The following is a 12,112-nucleotide window of genomic DNA, read 5'->3' as shown; positions in this document are numbered from 1 at the left end:
CCTAGAAATCTCCTGCGTTCCTACATAATCTTTGTGCCCCATTTCCACTCTCGTTTCAGCAGTTCAATCAAAAACTTTTTTGTTATTTATTAAAGTGGGAGAGCTTCCTTTACAACCACTCCAAAGTAAAGAAAACTTATTTTGAATGCTTGATTGTTGTTTTGATAGAGCTGTTTTGCGGCACAACCTTTATTCACGGTGTTTCCAAGCAGCTTCTTCAGCAATAAGTTCATTTTCATAAAAACATGAGTGGTGTTTTTAGAAAGACTTCCTTATTATTTGAAGCTGAACGTTTTGCGCCACACTCTTTTCCTCGGTGTTCTCAAAACAACTCCTCTAAATAGCTTTCACCCACTTCAAAATATGAAAAGCTATTTTGAATGGTTGCTCACTATCTTGTCGGAGCTGAACGTTTTGCGCCACACCTTTCCTTAGTATCTCAAAATCGCTACCAAACTCTTTTCATCTGGCGATTCTTTTTGATCCAAGATGAAGACTTGTCCACCTGTCTCAATGACATCATCTGCCAATTGATTCAAAACTTGACGTCGATCATACTCTGTTTCTGGATCTTCACCAAAACCATCAACTAAATTAGAGGTTGCAATGAACAAATGCGAAATTTTACCTTCTTTCGCTGCTGGAACAATATCCACTAATTGATCAATGAATTTTTTATCCAATAATTTGTTATAACTTTCAGCTTCTTTATCCGCCAATTCTTTTGACAAACGTTGTGCACCGACCTCAATATCTTTTAACGACAATTGAGCTGGTGAGGCTGAGACAGCAACATCCGAATGATAATCTGGATTTTTTGCTACTTTTTTGAAAACAGCCTGATTTTCTGGTAAAGCAAATAAATAAATCGGCCATTTTTCTGGATTTTCAAATGTATCACGTAAATAATTATCTACCGCTTGGTAATAGTTAATCCAGTCGATTTTGACTTCTTCATCTTTTGTGCTGACTCCATGGAATGTCACGCCTTCTTTTGAAGTCCCAGCTTTCCCACTCGTAATAAAGTTTAGATTTCCACCTGTTAACTCGTCACCTAAAGCTGTTACAATGTCTACCGGTGCATCTTCTGGTAATTCGACTTCCTTAACCAACTTGTTGTTTACTTCATACAACTTCATGGAATCACGATTCAACCCTAATAAATAATAAGAATAGTTGAATTGCGCATTTTTGATGATTGCCAATAAATAAGGTAAATCACTAACATAATATTGATCATCAACTGGAATACTTAAACGGTAAATATACAATTGCTCTTCATTTAAGACAACTGCTACACTTTCTGTGCCACTACGCCAAAATGAAGCATCATTTAGGATTTCTTCAATCTTTTCTTTAAATGGAGTCCACTCATGTTTTGAGTATTTTTTTTCAAAACGTTTTTTGGCTTCTTTCGCAAAATTTTTAAATTTGATTTGATCTTTTTCAACATCTTGATGTGAAACGTGTGTGTTCAACATAATTGTGACGAACGGACCTTTTGCACCTTCTGAAGCTAATTGAGACAACAATTCTTTATCGATTTTTGTCATAAACGTATCCCTCCTAAAAAAATCATTCCTACAATTAAAGTCTACCACAACAATTTTTTTCAACCCAATAAAACGAATTAAACCTCGCAAGCGCTTTCGATTTTTTCAATCATTCATGCTTTATTCACAGTTAAACCATTCTTTCCTCTCATCTTCACAGTAAATGATTCAAAATTACCTGTTATAGTTAATTTATCAAATAGAAAAACTTCAAAAATAGATTGAAAACTAACTTAAACGAGGTGAAAACGATGCAATTACTAATTATTTTTAGTTTATTAAGCATGATGAGCTTATTCGCATTTGTTGCTAGTCGTGTTGTTGAACTTGAGCCACAGCCAGTTCCAGTTAAAGTACGCGTAAAAAACGATTAATTCTACTACTATTTGACTCTTCGTCTCCTGATTTGATAACATCTAAAGTTTTTTTCAGAAACATTGAAAGTCCCCACACTCTCTGATAAAATTTTAATTTGTACGAAAAGAAATCAATAAGGAGACCGAATATGTCCATAAAAAAAACACGGTTAGTTATTCTGCTTGCTAGCCTCATCTTATGTGTTGCTTCCCTTTTCCCCACATTAACTGTTAGGGCTGATGACACGTTTTCTGTTGGCGCAAAAGCAGCTTTTGCAATTGATGCCGAAACCGGCAAAATTTTGTATAACCAAGATGGCGATACACCGATGGGAATTGCCTCAGTCACAAAAATTATTGGTCTTTACATCATTCTTGACCAAGTTGAAAAAGGAAAACTTGCTTGGGATGATGAAGTATCCATTTCAGATTATGCCGAAGAATTAAGTGTGACACCAGATCTATCAAATGTTCCATTACACAAAGAAAACACGTACACTGTCAAAGAACTTTTTGATTCTGCTGCAATTCAGTCTGCTAATGCCTCAATTGTTGCACTTGCTGAAAAAATAGCTGGTAGCGAACCTAAATTTGTTGAACTGATGCAAACACAATTAAAAAAATGGGGAATCACAGATGCTACTTTAGTCAATGCTTCTGGACTAAATAATAGTTATTTAGGTGACAATCTTTATCCTGGCAGCTCCGAAACAGACGAAAATCAACTTTCTGCTCGTGATGTCGCTATTGTTGCTCGCCATTTGATTCTAGATTACCCAGAGATTTTAGAAGTCACAAGTACTGCGACTCAAATGTTCGGTGAAGACACGGTTTCCCCAGTTGAAATGGTTAACTGGAATTGGATGCTTCCCGGATTCATCAACCACAAAGAAGGCGTTGATGGATTAAAAACAGGAACAACTGATTTCGCTGGTGCCTGTTTTGTTGGTACGATCAAGAAAGATGATCGTCGTGTAATCACTGTTGTATTGAACGCAGATGGTCATGAAGAAAATCCAAGTGCTCGCTTTACTGCTACTGCGAACTTAATGGACTACTGCTACGACAACTGGTCAGAGAAAGAATTAGGGAAAGCTGGCGCAAGTATCCCAGACATGAAAACGATCGCTGTTCTTGACGGAAAAGAACAATCTGTCCCAGTCGCACTTAAATCACCAGTTAAAGTTTGGGTTCGCAATGATATGGATACAGGAAAGTTGAACATTACACCTACACTTTCAAAAGATTCGTTGAAGGATAAACAAATTCAAGCACCTGCAGAAAAAGGAACAAAAGTCGGAACGGCTATAATTACTTTAGCAGATGACAAACTTGGCTATTTAGACGAAAAGGATGCACCAGCCACCGACATCGTCACAACTGCTAAAGTTGAGAAAGCCAATATTTTTGTTCTTGGTTGGCGTCATGTTGCTGAATTCTTCACAAATCTTTTTTAATCCTGAGTAAACTTCAACTCATTTAGCGTGAGAAACGTTGGTCACACGACAACGGCTCTCACGCTTTTTTGTTTCTCTCATTTTCTTTCCATTTTTTGGTTTTATTAAAAGCTTTTTTACAGAAATTTCGTTATACTTAAGGAATGAAAAAGGAGTTGAACTTATGAATTTAACCAGAGATCTAGCTTTTATGGCTCTCTATTTTTTAGGCATTGTTGGTATTTATTATTGGCGGAAAAAACAAAAAGATCCCGCACTTTTTTTCTATGGTAGTACATGGTCTTTTGGCGTATTACTGACTTATCTGATCGTTTTAGAAATTTCCTATCATTCACTTTTTTTTATGATTCCCTTGTTCTTCTTTAGTGTTTTTGCCTTTTTTTATTTCACAGAGAAAAGGCGTCTACTAAATGGGTGGCTGTTTAATTTATTTCTGATCAGTTTTGGTATTTACCTAGTCATGCTATTGTTTGAAACAGAGAATGTTTTCATTGGTGGACTACTTGCCTTGATTGCTATTCCCCTTCTTTTAATCCTATTATTTGGATTATATATACTGATTGTTGTTTTATTTTGGAATGGTATCGTGGTACTAAAAAAAGAATCACATTCACTGGCAAATTTATTGACGTTATTACTTGGCATTTTCTTAACCATCTTTTTGTTAACTGAACTTTTCTTAATTCAATATCTGCCACAATGGGCGAATGTTCTATTCAGTGTTGTGCCAATGATTTTATTCTACTTGTTTGTCGTATTTTATAATTTCTTGACGATTTCTGTTTTGTACCAATTTAATCGTCCACGGTTCAACCAAGATTTCATCATCGTTTTGGGTGCAGGGCTTTTAGGTGGCGAAAAAGTATCCCCTTTACTCGGACAACGAATTGATAAAGCAATCGCCTTTTATCGAGCACAAGAACGAGCAACTCTTAATCCACCAAAACTATTGATGTCTGGTGGACAAGGAACGGATGAGATATTGCCTGAAGCTGTTGCAATGAAAGATTACGCGTTAAAAAAAGGCATTCCTGAAGACCAGATTCTTGTTGAAACAAATTCAACGACTACTTTAGAAAATATGCGTTTTTCTAAGGAAATCATGGATTGTCTAATGAACGGTCCTTATCAAGCAATTTTCAGTTCAAATAACTATCATATATTTCGGGCAGGACTGTATGCGCGAGAAGCACAATTAAAAGCAAACGGAATCGGTTCAAAAACAGCTTTGTATTATTTGCCAAACGCTTTTCTGAGAGAATATATTGCTGTTTTAATGATGAATAAGAAACGGCACTTAATTGCTTGTTCGTTGATTTTCCTATTTGATTTATTACTTGTGTTGGTCACGCTGTTTACTTAGATTGCAGCGCAAAACGTTCAGCTCCGACAAGATAGTGAACAGCCACTCAAAACAGCATCTCATTTTTTGAAGTGGCTGTAAGCTATATGGAGGAGTTGTTTTGGGAACACCGAGAAAAAGGTTGCGAAAGAAGTATCCAACTCCAATCAATAAGAATACATGACCAGAAATCGTTTCTCAAATTTTTGAGCAATTTAGATTTATCAGGAAGGAGTTACTTCTTGAATACTGCGAATGAGAATGTGGCAAAAAACGCTCAGCTTTGAAAATAGAGCAAGTACTCAACAAAATAAAAAGCAAGTCTAAGTCATTTAATTGATTGACCTAGACTTGCTTTTTATTTTTGCTTGTTGCGAAATGATTCAAGTAGTGGAGTAAAGAAAATCCCCTTTTTCACAGTAATTTGTTGCGCAGAATAAATTCCATTGTTTCCAGAACACATAAAACTGACTAAACAAATCAAAAAGAAATACACGGCTGCTTCACTACCAAACAATTCAATTCCCATAATAAAACACGCTATTGGCGTATTCGTTGCACCAGAAAATACACCAATGAAGCCAAGTCCAGCTAGAAATGGGATGGACATGTGTAAAATTGGTGCTAAACTTGCACCTAAAGTTGCACCAATTTCAAAAAGGGGCGTCACTTCCCCACCTTGGAATCCAGCGCCTAACGATAGAATCGTAAAACCAAGTTTTCCTAAAAAATCAAATGGATGGGCATTGCCATTAAAAGCATCTTGTAACAAAGGTAAACTTAGACCAAGATAACGTTGTGTTTGCAAAACAACAGCTACTAAAACTACAATCGCACCGCCCATAAAATTTCGTAAAACAGGATTGGCAAACCAATGAGCATAAACTTTTTTCAAAAAGACGATTGAACGACTAAAAACCCAGCCACAAAGACCAAAGATGATTCCTGCCAACATTAATTTGACAAACAAACGACCACTCCATGCAGGAATTTCTCCCATTGGATAATGTGTGTGAATGACTCCAAAACTTTCTGTCATGAGATTTGCAAAAATAGCGGCAAAGAAGCTTGGAAATAAAGCTTCTGTTCTTACTTTACCAATCGCTAAGACCTCTAATCCAAATAAGGTTCCTGCCAAAGGTGTTCCAAAAACAGAACTAAATCCTGCACTGATCCCACTGATAATCAAGATTTCTCGTTCCAATTGATCTAATTTAAATACACGCGACAAGTTATCTGCTAAGGCTCCCCCCATTTGAACGGCCGTTCCTTCACGACCAACTGAACCACCAAATAAGTGAGTCGTGATTGTTCCAAATAAAGTCAATGGAATCAAACGTAGTGGAACTTTTTCTTCCCCACCATTTCCTTGGTCGATAACTAAATTATTTCCACGACTTGAATTCCCACCATAATTTGTATATAAATAAGCAAAAATAGCCCCACTTACAGGTAAAAGAAATAATAGCCATGTATGGGTCAAGCGGAAATTAGTTACAAGCGTTAAACTATTTAAGAAAAAGGCTGAAAGACTGCCCATGATCACACCTAAAATAGCCGTGATCAGTAACCATTTCAGCATATACCCTCCTATCCTTAACACATTTATTGTTTGTTTCTCCATTAAAATTCCCCCTAAAAAAAGACACCTACTAAAAAAGAGGACACTAATCCCGTTTTTTAGTAGGCGTCATTAGTTTATTAATAAACGTTTAAAGGCGAACACCATCACCTATTCACTTCATCTAAAAATATAGCATGATTTTCTGAAAATTACAATCAACTATCGTTCTTTTTTCACGCGATGAACGAATTCATAAAATGGCTCAAGTTGCACTAACTGGTGATTACAGGTATCACTATCGTGACAAATATAATTACCCTTTTTCGTATAAGTACCATCTGAGCCTGACTTTGTCGTAGAAAGAAAGAGTGAAACATTCGATGTCTTCTGGCAAATCGCACAGATCCCTTTTGTAATGGTTGGTGATAGACTACCATAGTCTCCTTGGAGTTTTCCTTCTTCATAATAAAGCAAATACTTTCTTTGACTCCCAGCATCATTGAATCCTACATAAGTATGTTCTCTAAGATCGTAAGCTGACCAGTTTGGTTGTTTCAGCTTTTTCACTTTCCGAAAAATTTTGTCCACTTGTTGCTTCGAAGGTTGTTCAAAAGGTATGACATAAGTTTTTAATTCTTCCATGACACGCTCTGCTTTTGCCCGTGTGAGTGTGACGTCCATTACAATTGCCAAAAAATCGGTAATTTCAGGTAATTCTTCCTGAATGACAGAATGAATTTTTTCAGCTGCTAATGCTTGAACTGTCTGAACCGTTTTCGGATCGTTCACAGAGGAATAAGCATTAAGTAATTGATCTACTTCACGTTGAATAAAATAATATTGATATGGTTGGATTGTTGGTTTCATTTTAAGAGTCCTTTCTTCTTTCAAAAGTCATACTTTGAAGAAAAAAGTTGTTTCAACAAAGTATGTCGTTACTTGTTCAAACCCAACTCTTTTAAATAAGATACGTTATTGTGCATCTCATCATCACCCCCTTTAATGGCATTGATCTATGTACTTGGAATGGTCATCTGTAAGTAAACACCAATTTCTTTTTTTCGTCAATCATTGCTTTTGATTTGTTCCTCTTCAAAGAGAAATATTCAGATCCTTTCGACAGATTTCGGGCGTTCTCCATGCTTTTGGAAACAACGACTCTTGCCTCTTTCATAATCAAACTTCAGACAATAAAAAAGATGGACAAAACGAGCTTGCGTCTTGTTCCATCTTTTTGTTTAAAAAATAATTTTTCGATGTTTGGCTACTGATCAATAGCTAAAAGTCTTATTTTTCGATAACTATACTTGTACGAGTATTATTTATTTTGACTGTTCTTATACTTTTTCTCTTGGATTCTCAGTAATATCTTGGTAAGGTTTCCCCAATCAACGGGGCGAGGTGGATTCAACCAAACGACAACTTGTGGCGAGCCCTCTTCGTATAAGTTATTCATATTTGTAATAACCACATCGGTATGTTTAGATTGCTCATCATCAATAATCTCAACATTTAGATTGATATATAAACTCAAGTTTTTCTTGATGAATTGGTTATACGCAGATCCATAAGAAAAATCGATGCCGACTTTTACCGGATCAGAAATCAATTTGATCGGTATATGATTGATTACTAACATCAAGTAACTAAAAAAAAGAAATATTTTATCTCGGGATAATTCTTTGTACTCTTCCGTTAATAAATTGATATAGTCTAACAAATAAAAGTAAAACTCTGGATAATTTTGCCTAAAAAAATAAATGTTGATGGTAAACTCATCAAATTTGTTGATAGGATAATACAGAATATTAAAATGAATTTTACTTAATTCTCTACGAATCTCTCCAGTGTTTTCTTCTTGAAGTGGCTTGAATCGTTCTTCAATTTTTTGGATAAAATAATCATTTAACTGTTCGATACCTTGATCTTTATTGTTTTCGATATAGGTTTGATCTACTTTATCATTCAAATAGAGCCAAATCAGAACTAGATAGGCAAAAGTAGTTGAAGATAGATTCAATAACTTTTTTATTTTTGTAACGCCTTCTTCAGAGAAAAAATGGATAATGTTTTTGCAAATCTCTAACTCTTTTGACTTCTCTGCTAATACATTGACAGATAGATAATGAAATAATTTTTTCTTTTCATAAACAGACAAAGAATATTCATTACTTAATAAAAAAATAAATTGATTTGTTTTATCGATAACATCTGCCGGATAAACTTTCGTGTAAGAAATATCTGTAACCAGAAATAACTGGTAATAGAAAATGATAATATTCCTTCGATTTCCGTATAATTTTTTTTTATCAAAAAAGATCTGATGCTTCTTCAACACTTTTTTTAGCTCTTGCAGTATAGTATACGCCGAGGAATAACTGATATGGTGCTCATCTGCAAAAACTTCAAGGGTCGTGTAATCTTCTCGAAAAAATTCAATCAATAAATCTAAATAAATGGATCGTTTGATATAATTTGACAATAAAAAACCACTGGAATAATGGCCATCGATCTCTAAAGAAACTTCTGTACCTGTTGTAAGGATCTTTAAATGTTCGCTTATACCTAGCTCATCAAGATCATCATTTAGGTTTTCAATCGTTTTTTTCAAAAGGAACGTTGACAGTGATAATTCCTCTTGGATTTTTAGTATTGATTCTGACAAATTTGAGCTTTCTTCCAAATATTTAAGTAAGGAATAACTGCGATAGTCCTCTTTGCTCAAAAAAAACTCATAATTCATTAGTAATCAGCTCTTTCTTCCATATATTGCTGTTCCCACTAATTCATCAATCATTTGGAAATAAAATAGATTATCTGGGTCTGGGTCGTCACCATCTAGACCGCCATTTTGTACAACATTTTTATTGACATTAAATAGTTCTTTCGTTAAATAAATTTTCTTAGTTGGTTTCTTTTGTGCCTTCTTATTTGCTGATGAAGTTGTAGCGGAAGATTCCTGTGTTTCTTTCGGTTCTTTGCTACTCTCTTGTGTTTCAGCTACTGATTCAGAACTATCCTCGATTGAAACAACTGCTTCATTTTCATGTGTATTTTCTAGTGGTTGGACTTGTTGATTAGGGTTTGTTGGATCATAAATGGGATGTTGATTTTCATCCCCATATACTGCACTTGTTGCTTTGAAAAGGGAGAGAATAATTGAACTCCACAATAAGATATTTTTATACTGATTCATCATTTCATACGTATCGCCAAATCACATAGCTACCTATGCCTAACGCAGTAAATATTATGAAAATAGGTAATAAGCTATATTTTACGATACTCCTTTGTAATATTTTTTTGTTTGGTATTACGTTATCCTTGGTATTTTTTAAAGTTTCCTGTTCTTCCTGATCAATTAGTTCTGCAGTCACTACAATTCGTTTATCAGTAAGTTCAGGTTTGTCACAAGTAATGAGTGTTAACTGGGGTATGTTCGTACTTTCTAAAACACTAAGATTTGTTTCGTTAACTATTTTCTTTTTAATTACTCGATAGTGCATCTTGTTCGTTAGATATGTCACAGTGATTTTGTCATCGACCTGCAAATTTTGAATATTGCCTAATAATAGCTCTGTCATGCTTAAATGATGACCAAAAAGTACCAAGTTATCCTTTAGAACATTCCGTTCTGGGTACATAGCTCCTACGCCAAATAACATTTGTTGATTATTTAAACCAGCAAAAATAGGTATTTTTATTTTTTGACTAGGAATATTTAGTTCTCCGATAGCTGTTCCAATTTTTTCGGAAGATGCTGTTAGATAACTTTCAATTGTCGGTAAAACGATTCGTTCATTTGGCTTTACTACTGGTAATTCTTCCTTCGTTATTATTTTTGTTTTCTGAATTTTTACTAATGTAATTGTATTTTTAATAATAGGAAAAGAAATCAAACAGACACCCATAATAAAAAGTAAATTGATAATGATTTTAAGTTTGTTCTTCCTCATGTTTTTTCTTTCTCCAAATCAACCAAAGTATCAACAACAACATCAATAATAAGAAAATGATTCCTATCAGGATATAAAGCTTCGTATTATCTTTTTTGATTGTGACATCTTTTGCATTCAACTTCTTAGCAACATCACCAGCAATTGTAAAATCTTTTTCAAATTCCCAATAGTTGCTGTAGTTAACAGTCGTGTTCTCTTTTTCTCTAGTAAACTTTCCTGACTCATTTTCATTTCCAAATACAGTCATTTTTAGATGATACTCACCTGGTTCTAAGGCAGCACCTCCTAGAGAAGTAGGAAAAGAAAAGTTGCTGTTTGGTGCAATCTGTAACGCTTCTTTTTCTTCATGGTATAGCACTTCTGAGCGGCCTTTTTTTGTAATCTCTGTTTGAATGCTCACTTGGTTGATATATGTTTTTTGATCATTTTGGATATTCGCTAAAATGACATTTCTAGCATTGATTTGCCCAGGCTTAACCTCATGAAGAATTAAATGAGGTGCCACGTCATTTAAGTTTTGACGTATTAGTAAAGCTACAACATATGAATATTCATTTTTGATTGATAATCCTTGTTCATCCTTTTCCTTTGGCTGATCTTCCGTCTGAACTTCTTTGAACGTGATTCCCCCTGCTAAAACGCCATCAAACGATTCGTTTGGCATCGTGACTTGAAAGGTTACCGTTTGATTGCTATGTGGTTTCAAAGTAACAGTTTCTGGATAATCTACATATTCTTCAAGATTGAATGCTAGACTGCTATCTTTTTCTATCTCATTTTTTCCATATTCAACTACTACATTTGAATTAGTCGTTGCACTATTTAGTGACACATCAATTGTCACGTCTTTATCCGTGTCATTTCGTAAATCAACTTTTAACTCTTCCTTTTCACCCGGACCAAGTTGAAGATCAAAATATGTTTTTTCTTTATCAATTTGATTTTCAGGCGTTATTGGTGTAACCGCGAAATTGAATTCGCTGGCAGCTACCGTTTTACTGCTAGAGAAAACACTTAAAATAACTAGTGCAATTGTGAATATTAGTTGTTTTCGTTTCAATCAAACCACTCCTTTACCAATAGATAAGAGACGAGAATGATCTCTCGTCTCTCAAGGCATTAATTTCCTGGTACGTCAGTTAGTGTCCATGTTAACTTAGTTGAATATTTTTCAGCATATTTTGTAGTTGAACCTGGGACACTTAGTTCAATACTTTCACCAGCGTTTGCAGCAGTTCCCCAAGTGTTAAGGTATGTTCCAGCACCATTTCCTACACTAGCTGCCATAACATCAGATTGTGAACCATCTGCATTTAAAACAATCGTTGCTGGTCCAACCGGTTTACCTGAATCAGATGCTGTTACGACACTCCCATTTTTGAAACTAATTGTTGCCCCAGTTAGTTCTTTTCCTGAAGTAGATGTAAATTGACCTTCTTGATTCACTTTCAATGACCAGCCAGCCTCTGTCCCACGATTATCTGTTACTTGCACATAATTAGGTCCCTCTTTCACTTCATCTGAGGGATTACCGTCTGCATCTAATGTTTTATACTTTTGTGATGCAGCAAAGTAAGTTTGATCTTTCGAAGTGATTTTTTGTACACCAAAATCCAAACTTGAAGCGTAGTCAATTGATAGTGGTCCATTTGTTCCAGGATTTGGTCCATCTGGATCAGTTGGATCGATTGGATTTACTGGGTCTGTTGGATCGGTTGGATCCACTGGATTAGTCGGATCTTCGTTTGGTACGAATTCTACTACTCCGTTTGAAGTATAAACGCCACCGTCAGCCGCAAAAGTAGTGACTGGTGTAGCTAGCGCGCCCAAGATGATTGTTGACATAAATAATTTCGATAATTTTTTCATTTTATTCGCTCC

General features: G+C 35.2%; 11 protein-coding genes and 1 riboswitch. Of the genes, 3 read left to right on the top strand and 8 right to left on the bottom strand.

The window, feature by feature from the left end:
• Positions 1-431: 431 nt before the first annotated feature.
• Complete coding sequence (locus JZO71_RS05095) at positions 432-1,553, bottom strand: baeRF6 domain-containing protein (protein ID WP_206898493.1); 1,122 nt, start codon at positions 1,551-1,553, stop codon at positions 432-434.
• 251 nt (positions 1,554-1,804) lie between these two features.
• Here JZO71_RS05095 and JZO71_RS12550 point away from each other — a divergent pair, with 251 nt between their 5' ends.
• From JZO71_RS12550 to JZO71_RS05085, 3 genes are all read left to right on the top strand, one after another.
• The gene (locus JZO71_RS12550; protein ID WP_277988598.1) at positions 1,805-1,927 is read left to right on the top strand and encodes a hypothetical protein; all 123 of its coding nucleotides are present in this window, start codon (positions 1,805-1,807) and stop codon (positions 1,925-1,927) included.
• Positions 1,928-2,058: 131 nt separating this feature from the next.
• Entirely contained in the window at positions 2,059-3,366 is a 1,308-nt protein-coding gene (locus tag JZO71_RS05090) for a serine hydrolase (RefSeq protein ID WP_206898492.1), read from the top strand.
• 163 nt (positions 3,367-3,529) lie between these two features.
• Positions 3,530-4,729: a YdcF family protein gene (locus tag JZO71_RS05085; protein WP_206898491.1), complete on the top strand. Its 1,200-nt coding sequence runs from the start codon at positions 3,530-3,532 to the stop codon at positions 4,727-4,729.
• Between the two features lie 337 nt (positions 4,730-5,066).
• Here JZO71_RS05085 and JZO71_RS05080 read toward each other — a convergent pair whose 3' ends face one another.
• The 7 genes from JZO71_RS05080 to JZO71_RS05050 form a co-directional block, all read right to left on the bottom strand.
• The gene (locus JZO71_RS05080; protein WP_206898490.1) at positions 5,067-6,332 is read right to left on the bottom strand and encodes a voltage-gated chloride channel family protein; all 1,266 of its coding nucleotides are present in this window, start codon (positions 6,330-6,332) and stop codon (positions 5,067-5,069) included.
• A gap of 53 nt (positions 6,333-6,385) precedes the next feature.
• A riboswitch (Fluoride riboswitch) is annotated at positions 6,386-6,450 on the bottom strand.
• A gap of 41 nt (positions 6,451-6,491) precedes the next feature.
• The gene (locus tag JZO71_RS05075; protein WP_206898489.1) at positions 6,492-7,139 is read right to left on the bottom strand and encodes a FusB/FusC family EF-G-binding protein; all 648 of its coding nucleotides are present in this window, start codon (positions 7,137-7,139) and stop codon (positions 6,492-6,494) included.
• Positions 7,140-7,590: 451 nt separating this feature from the next.
• Positions 7,591-9,015: a helix-turn-helix domain-containing protein gene (locus JZO71_RS05070; protein WP_206898488.1), complete on the bottom strand. Its 1,425-nt coding sequence runs from the start codon at positions 9,013-9,015 to the stop codon at positions 7,591-7,593.
• Between the two features lie 6 nt (positions 9,016-9,021).
• Positions 9,022-9,471 carry a hypothetical protein gene (locus tag JZO71_RS05065; protein ID WP_206898487.1) on the bottom strand — a complete coding sequence of 150 codons (450 nt, stop codon included), beginning with the start codon at positions 9,469-9,471 and terminating at the stop codon, positions 9,022-9,024.
• Position 9,472: 1 nt separating this feature from the next.
• On the bottom strand, positions 9,473-10,228 hold the full coding sequence (locus JZO71_RS05060) for a class A sortase (RefSeq protein WP_206898486.1): 756 nt from the start codon (positions 10,226-10,228) through the stop codon (positions 9,473-9,475).
• Entirely contained in the window at positions 10,209-11,291 is a 1,083-nt protein-coding gene (locus JZO71_RS05055) for a WxLIP family cell surface protein (RefSeq protein WP_206898485.1), read from the bottom strand. The genes JZO71_RS05060 and JZO71_RS05055 overlap by 20 nt, the downstream gene beginning before the upstream one ends.
• A gap of 59 nt (positions 11,292-11,350) precedes the next feature.
• Complete coding sequence (locus JZO71_RS05050; RefSeq protein ID WP_206898484.1) at positions 11,351-12,100, bottom strand: WxL domain-containing protein; 750 nt, start codon at positions 12,098-12,100, stop codon at positions 11,351-11,353.
• Positions 12,101-12,112: the final 12 nt, after the last annotated feature.

Source organism: Candidatus Enterococcus courvalinii (assembly GCF_017315945.1).
Taxonomy (GTDB): Bacteria; Bacillota; Bacilli; order Lactobacillales; family Enterococcaceae; genus Enterococcus_B; species Enterococcus_B courvalinii.
This window is presented reverse-complemented; position numbering and strand designations above follow the sequence as displayed.

Bases quoted from the DNA above. Each gene is read 5' to 3' on its own strand.
- JZO71_RS05080 (WP_206898490.1), bottom strand. From the start codon at position 6,332: ATGGAGAAACAAACAATAAATGTGTTAAGGATAGGAGGGTATATGCTG.
- JZO71_RS05060 (WP_206898486.1), bottom strand. From the start codon at position 10,228: ATGAGGAAGAACAAACTTAAAATCATTATCAATTTACTTTTTATTATG.
- JZO71_RS05075 (WP_206898489.1), bottom strand. From the start codon at position 7,139: ATGAAACCAACAATCCAACCATATCAATATTATTTTATTCAACGTGAA.
- JZO71_RS05090 (WP_206898492.1), top strand. From the start codon at position 2,059: ATGTCCATAAAAAAAACACGGTTAGTTATTCTGCTTGCTAGCCTCATC.
- JZO71_RS05095 (WP_206898493.1), bottom strand. From the start codon at position 1,553: ATGACAAAAATCGATAAAGAATTGTTGTCTCAATTAGCTTCAGAAGGT.
- JZO71_RS05050 (WP_206898484.1), bottom strand. From the start codon at position 12,100: ATGAAAAAATTATCGAAATTATTTATGTCAACAATCATCTTGGGCGCG.
- JZO71_RS12550 (WP_277988598.1), top strand. From the start codon at position 1,805: ATGCAATTACTAATTATTTTTAGTTTATTAAGCATGATGAGCTTATTC.
- JZO71_RS05085 (WP_206898491.1), top strand. From the start codon at position 3,530: ATGAATTTAACCAGAGATCTAGCTTTTATGGCTCTCTATTTTTTAGGC.
- JZO71_RS05070 (WP_206898488.1), bottom strand. From the start codon at position 9,015: ATGAATTATGAGTTTTTTTTGAGCAAAGAGGACTATCGCAGTTATTCC.
- JZO71_RS05065 (WP_206898487.1), bottom strand. From the start codon at position 9,471: ATGATGAATCAGTATAAAAATATCTTATTGTGGAGTTCAATTATTCTC.